General features: G+C 63.4%; 15 protein-coding genes. 2 read left to right on the top strand and 13 right to left on the bottom strand.

All coding sequences use genetic code 11. The features are described from left to right. Positions 1-136 precede the first annotated feature (136 nt). The 6 genes from CQ12_RS33330 to CQ12_RS33305 all read right to left on the bottom strand — a co-directional run bounded on the left by CQ12_RS33330 (position 137) and on the right by CQ12_RS33305 (position 5,415). On the bottom strand, positions 137-907 hold the full coding sequence (locus CQ12_RS33330; protein ID WP_057839595.1) for an esterase/lipase family protein: 771 nt from the start codon (positions 905-907) through the stop codon (positions 137-139). Between the two features lie 184 nt (positions 908-1,091). Further along, the gene (locus CQ12_RS33325) at positions 1,092-2,378 is read right to left on the bottom strand and encodes a DUF445 domain-containing protein (RefSeq protein WP_057839522.1); all 1,287 of its coding nucleotides are present in this window, start codon (positions 2,376-2,378) and stop codon (positions 1,092-1,094) included. A 250-nt stretch (positions 2,379-2,628) separates the two neighbouring features. Beyond that, on the bottom strand, positions 2,629-3,105 hold the full coding sequence (locus CQ12_RS33320; RefSeq protein WP_057839521.1) for a phasin: 477 nt from the start codon (positions 3,103-3,105) through the stop codon (positions 2,629-2,631). Between the two features lie 260 nt (positions 3,106-3,365). Further along, positions 3,366-3,959 carry a GNAT family N-acetyltransferase gene (locus tag CQ12_RS33315; RefSeq protein ID WP_057839520.1) on the bottom strand — a complete coding sequence of 198 codons (594 nt, stop codon included), beginning with the start codon at positions 3,957-3,959 and terminating at the stop codon, positions 3,366-3,368. Further along, a complete protein-coding gene (locus CQ12_RS33310) occupies positions 3,956-5,038 on the bottom strand; it encodes an alpha/beta fold hydrolase (RefSeq protein ID WP_057839519.1) in 1,083 nt (360 codons plus the stop codon). The genes CQ12_RS33315 and CQ12_RS33310 overlap by 4 nt, the downstream gene beginning before the upstream one ends. Further along, positions 5,035-5,415 carry a hypothetical protein gene (locus tag CQ12_RS33305; RefSeq protein WP_057839518.1) on the bottom strand — a complete coding sequence of 127 codons (381 nt, stop codon included), beginning with the start codon at positions 5,413-5,415 and terminating at the stop codon, positions 5,035-5,037. The genes CQ12_RS33310 and CQ12_RS33305 overlap by 4 nt, the downstream gene beginning before the upstream one ends. 161 nt (positions 5,416-5,576) lie before the next feature. On the opposite strand from CQ12_RS33305, the gene CQ12_RS33300 reads away from it, so the two are divergent. After that, complete coding sequence (locus CQ12_RS33300; protein ID WP_057839517.1) at positions 5,577-6,491, top strand: alpha/beta fold hydrolase; 915 nt, start codon at positions 5,577-5,579, stop codon at positions 6,489-6,491. 50 nt (positions 6,492-6,541) lie between these two features. Here CQ12_RS33300 and CQ12_RS33295 read toward each other — a convergent pair whose 3' ends face one another. The 7 genes from CQ12_RS33295 to CQ12_RS33265 all read right to left on the bottom strand — a co-directional run bounded on the left by CQ12_RS33295 (position 6,542) and on the right by CQ12_RS33265 (position 15,837). Continuing rightward, entirely contained in the window at positions 6,542-7,216 is a 675-nt protein-coding gene (locus CQ12_RS33295; protein ID WP_057839516.1) for a spermidine synthase, read from the bottom strand. Positions 7,217-7,349: 133 nt separating this feature from the next. After that, complete coding sequence (locus tag CQ12_RS33290) at positions 7,350-10,589, bottom strand: bifunctional cytochrome P450/NADPH--P450 reductase (protein ID WP_057839515.1); 3,240 nt, start codon at positions 10,587-10,589, stop codon at positions 7,350-7,352. A 138-nt stretch (positions 10,590-10,727) separates the two neighbouring features. Next, positions 10,728-11,723, bottom strand: coding sequence for an alpha/beta fold hydrolase (locus CQ12_RS33285; RefSeq protein WP_057839514.1), 996 nt, complete (start codon positions 11,721-11,723; stop codon positions 10,728-10,730). A gap of 9 nt (positions 11,724-11,732) precedes the next feature. Then, positions 11,733-13,277 carry a WS/DGAT/MGAT family O-acyltransferase gene (locus tag CQ12_RS33280; protein ID WP_057839513.1) on the bottom strand — a complete coding sequence of 515 codons (1,545 nt, stop codon included), beginning with the start codon at positions 13,275-13,277 and terminating at the stop codon, positions 11,733-11,735. A 157-nt stretch (positions 13,278-13,434) separates the two neighbouring features. Next, positions 13,435-14,169 (bottom strand): esterase/lipase family protein, encoded by a 735-nt coding sequence (locus tag CQ12_RS33275; protein WP_245310277.1) that lies wholly within the window; start codon positions 14,167-14,169, stop codon positions 13,435-13,437. A 66-nt stretch (positions 14,170-14,235) separates the two neighbouring features. Next, positions 14,236-14,487, bottom strand: a complete 252-nt coding sequence (locus CQ12_RS33270; RefSeq protein WP_057839511.1) for a DUF6489 family protein — start codon at positions 14,485-14,487, stop codon at positions 14,236-14,238. Between the two features lie 96 nt (positions 14,488-14,583). Then, a complete protein-coding gene (locus CQ12_RS33265) occupies positions 14,584-15,837 on the bottom strand; it encodes an NAD(P)/FAD-dependent oxidoreductase (RefSeq protein WP_057839510.1) in 1,254 nt (417 codons plus the stop codon). 196 nt (positions 15,838-16,033) lie between these two features. Between CQ12_RS33265 and CQ12_RS33260 the strand changes: the two genes are divergently transcribed. Further along, the gene (locus CQ12_RS33260; protein WP_057839509.1) at positions 16,034-17,629 is read left to right on the top strand and encodes an ABC transporter substrate-binding protein; all 1,596 of its coding nucleotides are present in this window, start codon (positions 16,034-16,036) and stop codon (positions 17,627-17,629) included. The last annotated feature ends 30 nt before the right edge of the window (positions 17,630-17,659 follow it).

Genomic DNA, 17,659 nt, shown 5'->3' with positions numbered 1-17,659 from the left:
GGGGAGAGGGTCGGGGTGAGGGGCTGCTTCCGCAAATTCGATAGAACGGAGTACGCGGAGAGCCCCCTCATCCGCCGCTGCGCGTCGGCCTCTCCCCGCAGGCGGGGCGAGGCTGTCGGAGTTCGCGGCCCGCGCCTCAGCGATGCGGGTTCGGATACACCAACGCGCGCCAGCCGCTTCGATCGAACGGCGCCCACTCGCCTTCCCGCTGCGCCAGGCGATCGGCGACCGCGTAGACGACGGCGGGATGATGGCCCATGCCGCAATGGCTGCTCTCGACCTCGATGCTCTCCGAGGTCGCCGAGGTCTTCTCCATGCAGCCCTGCCAGGCGCAGATGCCGTCGGTGCGGCTGAAGATGGCGGTGGTCGGCACCGGCGGCGTCGAAGACAGCGCGCCGCCGAAACGGTGGTCCTCCTCGTCGGCGCGGCGGCCGCTTGCGATCTCGTAAACACGCCAGGCGTTGGTTGCCTTCGGGCCCGACGCAAACGGGCTGCCGAGCGTGATCACCGAGCGCACGCGCTCCGGCATCATCTTGGCGAGCTGGCGCGCGTAGAGACCGCCGAGGCTCCAGCCGACCAGCGAGACCTTGCGGCCATGGGTATCGTTCAACTCCTGCACCAGATCGACCATCGCGTTCTGCACGCCATGGCGCAGACCGAGATTGCGTCCCTGGCGCCAGCCTGAGACGGCGTAGCCGCGATTGCGCAGGAAAGTCCGCAGCGGCCGCGTCGAGGTATCGGAAGCAACGAGCCCGGGCAGCACCAGCACCGGATGACCGTCACCACGCGGGGCGAGGCTCAGCAGCGGCAACGCGCCGAGAAAAGCACCCAACTCGGAAATGGCACGGCCCTCCAGAAACATCAGGGTCCTGGACGGCGGCGCAAGCGTCTGTGTAGCAACGGACATCATGTCTCCTCTCGGGTCGGCCCCTTACGTCTCGGCAGCCAGGCCACTGGTTCAGTTAGACGCAACGCAGCAGAATCGTTCGCAACGCAACATTGTTCCATAAAAAGCTAGGGAACCGGTTTTGCTCTTGCAAGCGGCCCAGATCACACTTGGGAAAAGTAAAAGCGTTGACGTGATCAATTAGTCACAGCAGCCGCAGCAGGTATTCGAGCGTGTAGAGCGCCAGCCCCGCAAGCCCGCCGATCAGCGAGCCGTTGAAGCGGATGTATTGCAGGTCGCGGCCGATGTTGATCTCGATGAGCGAGATCAGCTGCCCCATGTCCCACGACTTGACCTGGTCGGAGATGAAGGTGGAGACGCCACTCTTCTGTTCGGCAACGACCGTGCGCAGCACCGCGACGAGACCCTGGTTGATTTCGGCGCGCAGTTCGGCGTCGCTGGCCAAGGCCTCGCCTGCTGTTACGAACATGCGCACGAGATACTGTTCCAGTACCTGCGTTTCGCCGGAGGCGCTGCGCTCGAAGAAGGAGCGCACGTTCGCCCAGATGTGGCGTGCAAGACCGGTCAGTTCGGGACGCGCCAGCAGGTCGCGCTTCAGGCCGGCGATCTTCTCGGCATATACCGGATCGGTGCCGAGGCGATCGACGAAGGTCAGCACCATCCGGTCGAACTCGCCGCGGAACGGATGCGCGGGATCGTTGCGGACTTCCTCGAAGAAGGCGGTGGCGGAAGCCACGATCTTGTTCACCAGAAACTTGTCGGCGCGATAGAGCTTCAAGAGCGTCGGCAATTCGGCGCGGATCTTCTCGCGGATCATCGCCATGGTCTCGGCCTGCGTCATCGTCTCATGCACGCCGCGCAGGAGATCGTCGAGCAGGCCCTGATGGCGGCCCTCCTTCACGAAGGTACGCAAGGTGCCGGCGGCCAGCGGCGCCAGATCGATCGCCATCAGTTGCGCGGTGATGCGGCGGCTGACGAAGGTCATCAGCCCCGAGTTCTCGGTCGCGGCTACCGCTTCGGGCAGCAGCCGCAGCGCAAAGCGCGCGAGATCCTCGCTGCGTTTGCGGTCGCGCAGCCAGTCGGCGATGAACGAACCGAAATCGATCTCCCGCAGCTTGGCTTCGACGGGCGCGGCTTCCAGGAAATGCTGTTCGATGAATTCGCCAAGCTTGTCGGCGATACGGTGCTGGTTGCTCTGGATGATCGCAGTGTGCGGGATCGGCAGGCCCAGCGGCCGTTTGAACAGCGCGACCACGGCGTACCAGTCGGCGAGACCGCCGATGGTCGCCGCCTCGGCAAAAGCTGCGATGAAGCCGAATACCGGATGTACCGGCACCAACGCCTTCGCGCCAAGGAAAACGACAAACGTCGCCGCAAGCACCCCCGTCGCCAGCAACTTCACGCGCCGCAATTCGGCGGCGCGCGCGGCGTCGCCGGGCGTATCGATGACGAAGGTGGCGGGAAGCGTCATGACGGCTTTCGAAGGAGATTCGCGCCTGCGTCAGCCTACTCCGTCATTGCGAGCGCAGCGAAGCAATCCACCTCACCGCGGGCGGAAAGCTGAGGTGGATTGCTTCGTCGCTTCGCTCCCTTGCGCAAACGCTTCGCGTTTGTCGCAGGCAATGACGCAGGAGGATGCAGCATTGATCTATGCCGACCCCCGACAAAAAGAAGGCCCGCTAGGCGGGCCTTCGAATTGGACAGTTGTCAGCGGATCGCGATCAGGCGGTCTTGGAATAGACCTTGGAGAAATTGTCCTGCGCGGTCTTGGCACCGTCGGCGACGAGCTTGCCGAGATACTCGGTGGAGGCCTTCGCCCGCGACACGAGCACTTCGCCACGCGCACGGACCAGGTCCGACTGGATCTGGGCGGCTTCGCTCAGCGACTTGGCCGAAGCGAGCTTGTCGATGCCGGCGAAGAACGCTTCCGCGTCCTGGTACAGCGCCTGCTGGATGTTGCGGCTGATCTTGGCGGCCTCGGCGACCGAACCGGCAACGGCGGTCTCGACGGCAGCAGTGACCTTCTCGGAACCGGCATGGAAGTCGGCAGCGCGAACCTTCGCGGTCTCGGCCTGCTTCTTCACGAACTCACGGGCGGCTTCCGGAACTTCCAGGTTCTGGAGCTTGGTGAACGCCTCGGTGACGGGGGCGAAGGCTTCCTTGACGGTGTTCAGCACGGAATTGGTTTCGGTGGTCATTGGGGGTCTCTCCATCCTCAGGTTTGAGCAACGGGGCTCACCCCGTCCGGTTTGGCCCGGGGCACGAGTGTTGTGCCATAGTTAATGGTGCGACGCAACATCAATGTTGCATCGCGATATCACGAAATCGTGAAGAGCCTGCCAAATGAGCGCTTTGCCGCGCGAACCGGCAAAATTCCACTTTGGTCTAATGCCGGGCCCCCGCCCGGCCTACTTTGCATGGGGTTGTTTTGCGAGTTTTTGTCCGGGCTCTGGCACCGCTAGTGCTGGACCGCCCCGGGGACCCCATAGGCCTCGAGCTGTGCCCGAACCTGCGCCACGTTGTGCCCGAGCACAACGATGTCGTGCTTCTTGCCGTCGATGTCCCGAACATGGTCCCGCAGCAGGGCCTCGGCCTTGAAGCCGAGGCTCTCGAACAGGGCGATCGCCGCCTGCTGGTCGACCGTCATCTGCACCGTCAGCCTTTCCAGCCCGGCACCAAGCGCCAGCGCGAAGGTCTCCTGGGAGAGCGCCCGGCCGACCCCCTGCCCGCGGACATCAAGCGACACCACCATCCTGATCCCGCCGACATGGGGCGACCAGGAATGCGGGTCGCACACCAGCGTGCCGCAACCGACCACCGTCCCGTTCTTCACCGCCAGCAGGCTCGTGATAGCGCCGCGCTCGATCTCGTTGACCCAGGCCGACAGCACTTTGGGCTGGCTGATATTGCGCGGCAGGAACAGCAGATCATGCGTCGGAAGTTTTTGCGCAAACGCCAGCACCGCCGGCTCATCGGCGCGCGCCATCAGTCGAAATTCGATGTCGCCCGCGTCGGTCTTGACGTGGCGCGGATAGGAACGTGTCTCGCTCATGTTGATCTCTTACCTAGCCAGGAATCCAGTTTCGGCCACAGCCGCTTGATGGCGTTGGCGCCGGCGACGACGCTGACGTGACCGCCCTTCAGCACCACCTCTTCCTTGTCCGATGAGCCGATCTTGGCGATCAGATGCTTGGCGGCGTCATAGGGCACGATGTGATCGTGCTCGGCGACCGCATGCAGGATCGGCACCTTGATGTTCGCAAGCTTTGCCTCGCGCCCGCCAACCGTCATGGTGTCGTTGTAGAGCTTGTTGTCCCACATCAGGTCCTTGGTGATGGCGCGAAAGTACTCGCCGGCCAGCGGCAAGGTATCGGTGCCCCAGCGATCCATCATCCGGTAGGCCTTGACGTATTCGTCGTTCCAGATGTTGTCCCAGAGCTGTACCTGGCTCGCGACGCGCGAGCCCGGCCGCAGCATCTCGAACGACTGCAGGATCAGTTCGGGCGGCATGTTGCCGGTGGTGTCGATCAGGCGGTCGACATCGAAATAGCGGCGGTCGGAGAAGTTCGAGAACAGCTTCATTTCGCGGAAATCGATCGGCGTGGTGAAGCAGATCAGGTTCTTCATCGGCCCGTCGTGGAAGATCGAGCCATACAGAAGCGACAGCACGCCGCCGAAGCAATAGCCGATGATGCTGACGTCCTTTTCGCCGGAATCCTGCTGCACGCGGCGGATGCAGTCCGGAATGAAGTCGAGGACGTAGTCCTCCATCCGCAAGCTCTTCTCTTCCGGCTTCGGCGCGGTCCAGTCCAGCATGTAGACGTCGTAGCCGCGCTTCAGCAGAAACTCGATGAAGCTCTGGCCGGGCACCATGTCGAGGATGTAGCCGCGGTTGGTGGTGGCCATCACGATCAGGATCGGGACGCGGTAGATTTCATCCGCAACCGGCCGGTAGTGATAGAGGTTCATGGTGCCGCGGACGGCCAGGATGTCCTTTGGCGTCGAGCCGAGCGAGGGGCCGGACGAGGAAAAATATTCGACGCCCTTGATGCTGCGCTGGATCGCGCGCTGCACCTCGGACTGGACCCGCTCCGAGATGGAGGCGAAATCGAGACCGGTGGGAGCGTTCATTTTTGCTCTCCCTCCGATGGCGGACGCTTGGTGCGCGGCGGCCGTGGCGTGCCGTAGCCGCTGTCCGGCGCCAGCGAGTTGTGGTGCACCTGCTGCAGCAGCGCCTTGATCTCGTTGAGCTGGCCTTCGATCGCCTGGATGCGCTCGGCCATGCCGACCATCTGCGCCCGGCTCGGCAGGTTCATCGCCAGGAGATACTTCTCCATCAGTTCGCCAAGCTGTTTTTGCGCGCCTGCGGTCGCGCCGCCGACCTGGTTCATTACCTTGGAGAACTCCGGCGACGTCATCGCCTGGTTGGCAAAGGAGTTGAACCCCTTCTCCATCTCCCCGATCATGGTCTGCCAGATCACGGCAGGATCGTTGCCTTTGTCGGCCATAGGCGCCCTCTCCCTCACGGTTACGAGCGCTTGCCACGCTTCGCTTGTATTTGGCCCATACCACACCGTTGCGGCGGGCCGGTCAACCGCCGCCAAGCCTTCTGCGGTGCGGGAAACCGTGCCATAGTTACTCCGGTATCACTTGAGGGAAGACACACGCGATGCTTGCCCATCAGCCGCCACAGATCGCCCACGCCAACGGCATCGACATCTGCTACGAGATCTTCGGCGATCCGGCCGCGGAACCGCTGCTCCTGATCATGGGGCTCGGCGCCCAGATGATCCATTGGGATGACGATTTCTGCCGCCAGCTCGCCGGGCGCGGCTTTCGCGTCATCCGCTTCGACAATCGCGACATCGGCAAATCCTCGCACCTCACCGGTGGCAAGCGGCTGACGCCGTTCGAACTACTGAAGCAGCGGTTCCTGAAGATCCCGGTGGCGTCGACCTACAGATTGATCGACATGGCCAAGGATACCGTCGGCCTGATGGACGCGCTCGGCATCCAGTCGGCGCACCTCGTCGGCGCCTCAATGGGCGGGATGATCGCACAGGAGATTGCACTCTCATTCCCGCAGCGGGTGCGCTCGTTGACCTCGATCATGTCGACCACGGGCAATCCCAAGATCCCGGCGCCGACGCGCGAGGCCGCCGCCGTGCTGATGGCGCCGCCGCCGACATCGAAGGAAGAATACTTCGCGCGGTTCGCCAAGACCTGGAAAGTGCTGCGTGTCGGCTCCTTCCCCGAAGACGAGGCACTCGATCCGGCGCGCGCCGCGCGCACCTATGAACGCGGCCTCAACCCTGCCGGCGTCGGCCGGCAATTGCGGGCGGTGCTGGCCTCCGGCAGCCGCAAGGAGCGCCTCGCCCAGGTGAAGACACCGACGCTGGTCATTCACGGCACCGTCGATCCGCTGGTGCGGCCCGAAGGCGGCAAGGACACGGCGGCATCGATACCAGGCGCAAAGCTGCTGATGATCGAGGGCATGGGTCATGCGCTGCCGATCCCGATGTGGCCACAGATCATCGATGCGATCGACAAGCACGCGCATGGCGCGGCGGCGAAGGCGGCGTAGGTTAATCGGTGGAAGTGGTGGGCACGCTGCGCTTTGCCCACCCTACCTTTCTAACTTTTCGTCGCGATCCAGATGATGTGACGCACGCCGCGGCCTTTGCCGGTGGCGCGGATGTTGACTTCGTTGACGTCGAAGCGTGCGCTGCGTAAGCGCTTTGCGAATGCCGCGTTAGGCCCCGAAGACCACACCGCCAGCACGCCGCCCGGCCGCAGCGCCGCGCGCGTCGCGTTCAGCCCGACTGAATCGTAGAGCGCATCGTTGGCCTTGCGGGTGAGCCCTTCGGGGCCGTTGTCGACATCGAGGAGAATGGCGTCGAATGCGCCGCGATGCGATCGGATGATCTCGGCGACATCGCCTTCGCGAATGTTCACGCGAGGATCGGCGAGACTATCGCCAAAGATCTCCGCCATCGGTCCCCGCGCCCAGGCGACGACCGCCGGAACAAGCTCTGCCTGCACGATCTGCGCCTTGCTTCCGAACACGGCAAGCGCGGCGCGCAACGTAAAGCCCATGCCCAATCCGCCGATAAGCACGCGCGGGCCGGCGACCTTCTCGATCTTCCTCGCCGCAAGGGTTGCCAGCGCCTCCTCGGAGCCCGAGAGGCGGCTGTTCATCAGCTCGTTGGAGCCGAGCTTGATGGAGAACTCCTTGCCGCGGCGCATCAGGCGGAGGTCGTCGTCGGTACCGGGAATGCGGGCGGTGTCGATTTTTTCCCAGGGAATCATGCGGGGGCTTTTAGCATGATCAGCGGCATGCGAAGAGCCGTAGGGTGGGCAAAGGCGCGCAAGCGCCGTGCCCACCATTCTGCCGTCTGGCGCAAGCGATGGCGGGCACGCTTCGCTTTGCCCACCCTACAATTTATCCGCCCGCCCACACGTCCAGCACGTAGCGGTTCTTGGTGCCGAGATCGTCGATCCAGCGCGAACCCGCATCGGCATCCGCACCCGACTTTTCGCGATAGATCGCAACCAGCGCCGCCTTGACGTCAGGCTCCATCTTGCCGCCGTCGCCACAGACATAGACGATCGCGCCCTGCTCGATCAGGTTCCAGACGCGGTCCTTCTGTGCGGCCACCTGATGCTGCACATAGGTCTTCGGTCCGTCGGCGCGCGAGAAGGCGGTGTGCAGCTCGGTGATGCCGTCGGCGGCGAAGGCCTTCAAATCATTCGCATAGAGGAAATCCTGTTCGGGATGACGGCAGCCAAAGAACAGCATCGCCGGGCCGAGATTGGCGCCCTGCGCCTTGCGATGCGCGCGCTCCTGCAGGAAGCCGCGGAACGGCGCCAGCCCTGTACCGGGGCCGATCATGATCACAGGCACCGACGGATCGTCGGGCAGACGGAAGCCGGCCTTGGTCTCGCGCACGGTCGCATGCACGCTGTCGCCGACGCGACGGCCGGAGAGATAATTGGAGCAGACGCCCTTGTAGACACCGCGTCCCGAGCTCGCCGGCGCTTCCACCACGCCGACGGTGACGCTGCAGCGCGTCGAGTCGAGCGAGGGAGAGGATGAGATCGAGTAATAGCGCGGCGCCAGCAGCGACAGCATTTCGAGATAGGCGTGGAACGGCAATTCGCAGGCCGGATGTTCCTCCAGCAGATCGAACACCGATTTGCGCTTGGCGAGGACATCCGAGCGATAAAGCTCGGTGGACGCGGCATCGTCACCGACATAGGCGAGCAGCTTCGGCTTGGTGACGGGGCAGCGCGTGTGTTCCGACATGATCTGGATCTGCTTGCGGGTCGCGATCTGCTGCAACTCCACGAACTCGGTCAAGAGACGCCCGACCGAGACGGCATCGCCGACCGGCAATTGCGCGCGGCGGCCCTCGGCGACCTGCAGCCGGATCTGATCGGCCGGCAGGAAACCGAAACGGCGCGCAACGGAATCCACCAGCGCCGGATCGTTGCGCGGCACCACGCTGAGATGGTCGCCGACGCGGTAGGCGATGCCGGGCGGCAATTCCACCTCGATATGCCGGGTCGAGCGGTCGGATGGATTGGCGCCGGCCTTGTTCTGCAGCTCGGAATTGACCAGCACCTTCATCGGCGCGACGCCGCCCTGGGTCACGATGGTGTTGACGGCGGAAGGCGCCACCGGCTCGATCGAGTAGAGCGGCGCGTCGTCGGCGCTGCGCGCGAAACTGGAATCGACGCCCAATTCCTTCATCGCCGCGGGCGCTGCCGCCGCGAACCATTTTTCGAACTGGCCGTCGAGATCGCTGCGGGCATCGCCCTCGCCGCGGCCATAGAGGCTGCGCGCGCCATGCGCCGCCAACTGCTCGTCGATGATCCGCGGCACCGACTGATAGGTCGCGGCCCAGTCGCTGTTGCCGCAGCCGAACACGGCGTAGCGCACCTTGGCGAACGCATCCTTCGGCAGGCCGCTGTCCAGCCATTTAACGAACTGCGTGGCGTTATCAGGAGCCGCGCCGTTGTAGGACGCGCAGAAGACCATCAGCGCGCCCTCTTCCGGCAGCTTGCCGATGTAATCGTCGAGCGCGCCGAGCCTGGTCGAGAAGCCGTTGACCTCGGCGAGGTCGGCAACCCGTGTTGCCAGTTCTTCTGCAGTACCGAGGTTGGAGCCGTAGAGCACGAGCAGCGGCGTGTTATGTCCCGGGCGGGTTCGTGCCTGCGGCACCGCTGCGCTCGAGGCGGCCGCCGCTACCGCAGCACGGCCGGCGAAGGCGCCGCGGTCCTTGTCGGCGCGCGGCCGCACCTTGATCTTGAAACCATCCGGCTTGACGGTGAGCGTTTCCTTGAGGTGCATCTGGTAGCGGTGATGGTCGATCAGCTTGAAGCGCTGCAGGATCATGCCGATCGCCAGCGCCGCCTCATGCATCGCAAAGCCACGGCCGATACAGGCGCGCTGGCCGTTGCCGAACGGCTTCCACGCATTGATCGGACGTTTGGCCTCCGCCTCGCGGCTGAAATTCTCGGGATCGAACACATCGGGATTCGGGCCCCAGACGCTGGGGTCGCGGTGCAGCGCCATCACCAGCACGGTGATGAACGTGTTCTTCTTCAGCTTGTACTTGCCGCCGCCAAGGGTCTCGTCCTGCAGCGGCGTGATGCCGTAGGCCGGCGCCGGCGGCCACATCCGCAGCGCTTCCTTCAACACCTGCGTGATGTAGGTGAGCTGGGTGACCTGCTGATAGGTCGGCTTTGCGTCGATGTCGGGGCCGAGCACCCGGTCGACTTCCTCATAGGCCTTCTTGAGGATTTCCGGATGCTTGAGCAACGCGTAAATCGTGCAGGACAACAGGCCGCTGGTGGTCTCGTGGCCCGCGATCAGGAAGGTGTTGATCTGGTAGCGGATGTTGACGTCGTCGAGTTGCTCGCCGGTTGAACGGTCGACGCCGGTCATCATGGCGCCCAGCATGTCCTTCTTGGCATCAGTGGCTTCCGCGTTGCCGCGGCGCTCGGCGATGATCTCGTCGACCATCTTGTTCATGAAGTGGACATCCTGGGCCAGCGTCTTGCGTCGCTTCTGCATCCAGAGATTTTCCAGCGGCAGGCCGCGGGTCATCATGATGGTCTCGAGCGAGCGCACCAGCGATTCCACGAACGGGTGATAGTCGCGGCGGTAGAACGAATTGAAGCGATAGTCGAAACCGCAGAGACCAATGGTGTCGAGCGTCAGCGCCGTCATGTCCTGCACGACGTCGATTTCGTCGTCGGGGTTGAGCCGCTCCCATTTTTTCACGAGCTGCTCGGCGATGTCGACCATGCTCGGGTGATAGGACTGCATCGCGCGGTTGCCGAATGGCTGCAGCAGGATGTTATGCGCTTTGCTCCAGTTCGGCTCGGTCGTATCTGCGGTGAAGAGCCCGTCGCCGCCGACGGCGCGGACGCGGCGCAGCGAGCCGCGCACGGTCTTGTCAAAACGCTTCTCGTCGGAAAGCTCGTCGATCAGGTCGTGGCCGGAGGCGATGACGAGCGGCGCGCCCATCATGTCGAGCCAGAAGATCGGCCCGAGCTCCTTGGAAAGCTTGACCAGGTGCTGCACCGGCGCGTTGGGGTCCAGCGACAGCATGTTGCCGACGACGGGTTTTTTCGGCGGATGCGGGATCGGGTTCAGTTTGTTGCCGGACGCCATTGTCGAAGTTTCTCCTACCCTTCCCACTCACCCGTCATTCCGCGATGGTCCGAAGGACCAGACCTCAGATGCGCAATTGCGCATCGGGGAATCTCGAGATTCCGGGTTCGATGCTTCGCATCGCCCCGGAATGACGTGTCACCCAAACCTTTTTCTACGCCATTCGATCAGCTTGGCGCTGACCTCGTCCGGCTTTTCCTGCTGCGTCCAATGGCCGCTGTCGCGCACGAGATACTTCTCGAGATCGGGCACCAGCTTCTCCATGCCCACGGTGGCCGACGGCGGCAGCACCCCGTCGTTCTCGGCCATGATCATCAGCGAGGGCACGCGCACCGTATGGTCGAGCCCTTCCGAGCGCTGCCAGTTGCGCGAAAAATTGCGATACCAGTTGATGCCGCCGGTGAAGCCCGTTCTGGTGAAAGTATCGACGAACACCTTCTTTTCTTCCGCCGACAGGATCGGCGTGCGCGGATCGTGCCTGGCATCGTAATTCGCGATCATCTGCGGAAACGCCAGATTGAGCCGCGCCGATGCGCCGACGCCGGCAATCGGCTGCTCCTCCGGCGTGCCGGGGGGCCGCGCCACCGGCTTGCGCATGAACGCGTCAAAGGTCTGCTCGACCCGGCTGCCGAAAATCCTGTCCGGCTCGCGGGCAGGATCCTGAAACTGCACGATATACATGCTGTCGCCGAAACGCTTTCGAAACAGCTCGATCGGGTCGGCCGGCGCGCGATCCCAATGCGGGGTGTTGACGCCGACCACGCCGGCGACGCGGTCGATATGGCGCAGCGGCATCTGCCAGACGATGAAGCCGCCCCAGTCGTGGCCGACGAAGATCGCCTTGTCGATCTTGAGATGGTCGAGCAGACCGACGAGATCGCCGGTCAGGTGCTCCATGTCGTAGTCCTCGACCGGCTCGGGCCGGTCGGTCGCGCCATAACCACGCTGGTCCGGCGCAATCACCCGGATGCCGGCTTCGCTCAGCGCCTTGATCTGGTGACGCCAGGAGAAAGCGATTTCCGGCCAGCCGTGGCACAGCACGACCGGCGGCTTGTCGGATGCGGGCCCCGCCTCATAGAAGCCCATGCGAATGCCGTTCACCTCGGCAAATTGCAGCGGCGGCATTTCAATCATGGCGACTTCCTATTCAGCCGCGCTGGTCATGTTCGGCGGCGGTGCGTATGCCGCCTCCAGTGCTTCAAATTCCTGCGGGAGCATGTCGCAGAGAACCTGGACATGCGGAATGATGTTGGCACCGGAGATGAAGCCAAAATCGAGCTGGTCGCGATAGCTCTGCACGGTGATGTTGAGCGCAATGCCATGCGTCGAGATCGAGACCGGGAAGATGTGCAGGAGTTCGGCACCGGCCGCATACAGCGTCTGTCGCGGCCCGGGGACGTTTGAAACGGTGATGTTGGCGGCCGGCGGCAGCACGTCGGAGAGGTTGGAGCGGCTGTAGAGCAGCGCCAATATCTGGGTCACGATCGGCGCGCCCAGCATCGAGAGGTTGGAGACCTGCGGCATTAGCGCCCGCAGCGGATGCGACATCTCCTTCGACTTGGTGGATTGCGCGATGATGGTTTCCAGCCGCCCCTTCGGATCCTCGATATTGGTGGCGATCGAGCAGATCATGCCGAACACCTGGTTATTGGCGTCGGCATTGCCCTCCTCTCGCAGCGAGATCGGCACCGCCGCCGTCAGCGATTTGTTCGGCAGACCGCCCTGGCTGATGAGATAGCGCCGCACCACGCCTGACGATAGCGCCAGCACGACGTCGTTGAGCTTGCCGCCGGACGCTTTCGCCAACGCTTTGGCACGCGACAGCGAGATCGAGACGCCGGCGAAGCTGCGCTCCGACGAGATGGTCTTGTTGAGAATGGTCGGCGGCGAGGCCATGCTGGCCAGGCTGTCGCGCGATTTGGGATCGGCAACCTTGCCGACGACGTCGGAGAGGCTCTTCAGCACCGTCGGCACGCTGCTGGCGAACTTCACCGCGGATTCGATCTGGAACATGGCGTTGTCGAACAGGATCGAACCGAGATCGCTTTTTCCCGTGCGCGGCAGTTCGAGGGTCTTCGGCGCCGCCTTGGCGTCGAACGGCTGCGTCCAGAGCTGCTGGTAGGAATCGATCAGGTTGGCGGCGATGTCGCGCGGCTCCTGCGCTACCTTGGGCGCGGTCGGCGGCTCGACCTGACGCGGCACCGGCGTGATGTCATAGATCATGCTGGTCAGCGCCGCGCCGGCGCCGCCATCAATGCAGGCATGGTGCATCTTGGAATAGAGTCCGATCTCGTTGTCCTTCATACCTTCGAAGACATAGAACTCCCAGAGCGGACGGGCGCGGTTGAGCAGTTTTGCATGCATCCAGCCGACGATACGTTCCAGCGTCGCGCGATCGCGCGGCGCCGGCAAACTGGCGCGGAAGATATGGCGATCGATGTCGAACTGGTCGTCCTCGACCCAGGAGGGATGGTCGATGTCGAGCGGCGCCTTCTCCAGGCGCGCTTTCAGGATCGGCGCGATGTGCAGCCGCGAGGCGATCATCGCCTTGAACTCTTCGAAGAAGTCGCCCTTGTAGCCCTCGGGCAGGCGGAAGATCGCCATGCTGCCGACATGCATCGGCATCTCCGGCGTTTCCAGATACAGAAACGACGCGTCCAGCGAAGACAGTTTCTTGGCGTCCGCCATGCTTTTCCTCCCGCAGTAGATAACGCGGCGCCTTGGCGGCGCTTCTGGCGTCAGGAATGTCTTTATTATTGGAGCATATCCGAAAACCGCTAGCTATCCCGCATCAATTGCAGGGCGGGAAGTTTCGGGATCATGCCCTTTGGCTCAGGGCGTTGACTTACGATTGTGCATTTTCCGGGGGGCCGTAGGCAATGGCAAATGGTCCTGATCGGTCAAAATGCTTAAATTCGCCCTCCGCCTGCGCCAGGCGGTCGGCCACCGCCCATAAGGCCGCGGGATTGACGCCGAGCCCGATATGGCTGGCGAAGTACACCTCGATATTTTCGGCTGATACGGAGGGACGCAACAGGCTGGTGTGCCAGTTCACGATGCCGTCGGTCCGCGAATAGATCGAGGTCGCCGGCACCGGCAGGTCACCGGCGATCGCCTGGAGGATTTCCGGGTTGTCGTCGACGGTCTCCCCCGACAGCGCCTCATACAGACGCGTGGCGTTGGTCGCCCGGATGTCGTTGGCAAACGGGCTGCCGAGCGTAATCACGGAACGCACCATCTCCGGCATCTGCAGCGCAAGATCGCGCGCATAAACACCGCCGAGACTCCAGCCGACCAAACTGACCTTGCGGCCGGTCTGGTCATGAATGCGCTGCAGCAGTTCGCGCAACGCACTGCGCTTGGAAACGACGCCGCCGAAATTGCGGCCCATGTTCCACGCATAGGCGTCGTAGCCGAGTTCTTTCAGGTAGCGCCGCATCGGCGCCATCGAAAGATCGCTGGCAAGAAAGCCCGGCAGCGTCAGCACTGGATGTCCGTCGCCCCGCGGCGCGCGCATCAGGAGCGGCGACAGCAACAGGCTCGAGTTCAGTTCGAACAGCGCCCTCGTCTCGGCCAGCATCAGAAACAGGCTGGGTGGCCGAAGCCTTTGCTCCTCCGTCGCAGCCGCGCTCTCCGCGACCGTCACTTACTTGTCCTTCTTGGTCATGCCGCCAAGACCGGCCATGGTCACGAACATATCCTGGAATCGCTCGGCGATCTTGGGATCGAACGTGAACCAACTCTGGATCAGCGACTCCGGTGAGACCTTTTCGATGTTGGCCATCACCTGCTGCTGCATCTTGTCCATCACGGCGGTCTGCATCGGCGAGACGTCCGGCAATCCGAAGAACTGCCTGGCCTCCAGCGGCGTGCAATCGATTTCGACGTTAACTTTCATGACCGCTCCTCTTGCTGGTTCCTTGCAGTATCGCCACGATGGCCCTGATGACGCAAGGACAAGAGCCGGTCCCCCGGCTCCCTATGCCCGATATGGTCAACCAAACCGTTCGATGGCAAACGGCCTGACATCGGCAAACGGGGTCTCGCCGGTCATCATTTCGGCCAGCAGGCGGCCGGTCGCGGGGCCGAGCGTCAGGCCATGGTGCTGGTGGCCGAAATCGAACCACAGCCCGTCATGGCGGGGGGCCTTGCCGATCACCGGCAGCATATCGGGCAGACAGGGCCGTGCGCCCATCCATGGCTTGGCGTCGACCGGCTCGCCCAGCGGGAACAATCGGTGCGCCCGCGGCAGGGCCCGCTCGACCTGGACCGGCGTCGGCGGTCGATCGCGGTGGGCAAACTCGGCACCGGTGGTCAGGCGAATGCCACGGTTCATCGGCGCCAGCAGATAGCCGAGATCGGTATCCAGCACGGGATGATGCAGGACCGCATTGCCGCGCGGCTTGAGATGCAGGTGATAACCGCGCTTGACCTGCAGCGGGATCGAATAGCCAAGCGGCCGGAGGACCTGATCCGACCACGGCCCCATCGCCACCACGACCTCACGCGCCGTAACAGAGCCTTCCAGTGTCGCCACCCGCCACCTTCCGCCCGATGGTTCGAGCGTTCGGGCATCGCCGATCAGATAGCGCCCGCCCTTGCGGCCGAACAATGCGGAATAGGCCTTGGCCAGCCCGCCGGGGTCGGGCACAAACCCCGGCGTGGGAAAATGGATGGCGCCGGAGAATTCGCCGGTCAGATGCGGCTCGCGCGCGATAATCGCAGGCCCGTCCAGCACCTCGCCGGTGACGCCATGCTGCCCGGCGCGCTTGAGATCCTGCACGGCACCCGCAAACGTCGCCTCAGAGCGAAACAGCTTGATCCAGCCGGTCCGCCGCAACAGTTCCGGCACATTGGCTTCCGTAATCAGCGCCTCATGCTCGATCAGGCTGCGCTGGATCAGCGGCAATTCGGCCATCGCGCTGTGCAGTGCACGCTTGGGTGACGAGGCGAGGAAATACCGCGTCAACCACGGCAGGAAGGACGGCAAGTCCCGGAAATGATAGCTCACTTGGGGCGCGCGAAGGAACGCGTAGCGCAGGATCTGCCCCACGTCCCGCGGAAACATATAGGGAAAAACCGAGGCGCACTCGATCAATCCGCCATTGCCGTAACTGGTCTCCTCGCCGGCAGTGCCGTGCCGGTCGATCAGAACCACGTTCCGGCCGCGCTTCTGCAGGTGCAAGGCGGCGCTGACGCCGACCATGCCCGCACCCAGGACGAGAACGTCGGCCTTCAGTTCCGCCATCCAGCACTCCGAAAGTTTAATGTAACGGGCTTACGCGCACGTCCTATGGTGAACCTACTCATTGCCGCACCGCCGCGCAAACCGGCACGCAGTGCGGGATAATGATGCTTTGCGCGGCGGCTGGACTTTGGCAACATGGCTCGGCAATATCCGCGCTAATTGCAGAAATTGCCGATCAATGCGGGGGAATCGAACAATGTCGGTACGTCACACTTTGCTTGCAGCGGCCACGGCCTCCATCCTCGCCTTTGCAATAGCGCCGGCATCGGCCCAGACCCTGCGCTATGCCAACCAGGGCGACCTCAAGTCGCTCGACCCCTACACGCTGAACGAAAGCACCACCCACGCCCATCTCGGGCACGTCTTCGAAGGCCTCGTCGCCCGCGACAAGGATCTGAAGATCATCCCCGCGCTCGCGGAAAAATGGGAAACGCCGGAGCCCACCCGCTGGCGGTTCCATCTGCGCAAGGGCGTGAAATTCCACAATGGCGACCCCTTCACCGCCGACGACGTGGTCTTCTCGGCGGATCGTGTCCGCAAGAAGGGCTCGAACCTGCAGACCCGCATTCCCACCGACGCCAAGGTCGTGAAGATTGACGACCACACGGTGGATTTCATCCTGACCTCGCCCAATCCCATCCTCAATTCGCAATGGGATACCTGGTACATCATGGACAAGAAGTGGGCCGAGGCGAACAACGCCGTCGAGCCCACACCGGCCGCGGCAACGACACCGAGCTTTGCCTCGCTCAATGCCAACGGCACCGGCCCCTTCACGGTCGAAAGCCATCAGCCGGGCGTCAAGACCGTCTACAAGGCCAATCCGAACTGGTGGCGCAAGCCCGAGCATAACCTCAAGGAAATCGTCTTCACCCCGATCGGCTCGGACGCCACGCGCGTCGCCGCACTGCTGTCGGGCGAAGTCGACGTCATCGAGCCAGTTCCGATCCAGGACATCACGCGGGTCGATTCCAGCCCGAACGCCCAGGTGCTGAAGGGACCGGAACTTCGCACCATTTTCCTCGGCATGGATCAGGTGCGCGACGAGTTGCTCTACTCCAACGTCAAGGGCAAGAATCCGTTCAAGGACATCAAGGTGCGCGAGGCCTTCTTCAAGGCCGTCGACATCGAATTGATCAAGACCCGCGTCATGCGCGGCCTGTCGACGCCCTCGCCGCTGATGATCGCACCGCAATTGTTCAAGCTGTCCGGCGACTTCACGCGCCCGAAATTCGATCCTGATGGCGCCAAGAAGCTCCTGACCGAAGCCGGCTACCCCGACGGCTTCGAAGTCACGATGGACTGCCCGAACGACCGTTATGTCAACGACGCCGCGATCTGTCAGGCGGTCGTCGGCATGCTGGCGCGCATCGGCGTCAAGGTGACGCTGCTGGCCCAGCCCAAGGCGCAGTATTTCGCCAAGGTGCTGAAGCCCGGCGGTTACCAGACCTCGTTCTATCTGCTCGGCTGGACGCCCGGCACGCTCGATTCGCACAACGTCCTGTTCGACATCATGGGTTGCCGCGACGATCCGAAATCGGCGCGCGGCGAGGGCAATCTCGGCGGCTACTGCAACAAGAAGCTCGACGAACTCACCGACAAGGTGTTGCAGGAGTCCGACATGAGCAAGCGTGATCTCCTGATCAAGGACGCCTACGCGATCGGCGCCAAGGACTTCGGATACATCCCGCTGCACCAGCAGGCGCTGGCCTGGGGCGTATCGAAGAAGGTCAAGCTGAGCCAGCGCGCCGACAACCAGGTCCTGCTCTACTGGGCAACCAAACAGGACTAATCGGCTTCAACACAGGTCCCGGCGGCTTAT

It is taken from the genome of Bradyrhizobium jicamae (genome assembly GCF_001440395.1).
Taxonomy (GTDB): domain Bacteria; phylum Pseudomonadota; class Alphaproteobacteria; order Rhizobiales; family Xanthobacteraceae; genus Bradyrhizobium; species Bradyrhizobium jicamae.
This window is presented reverse-complemented; position numbering and strand designations above follow the sequence as displayed.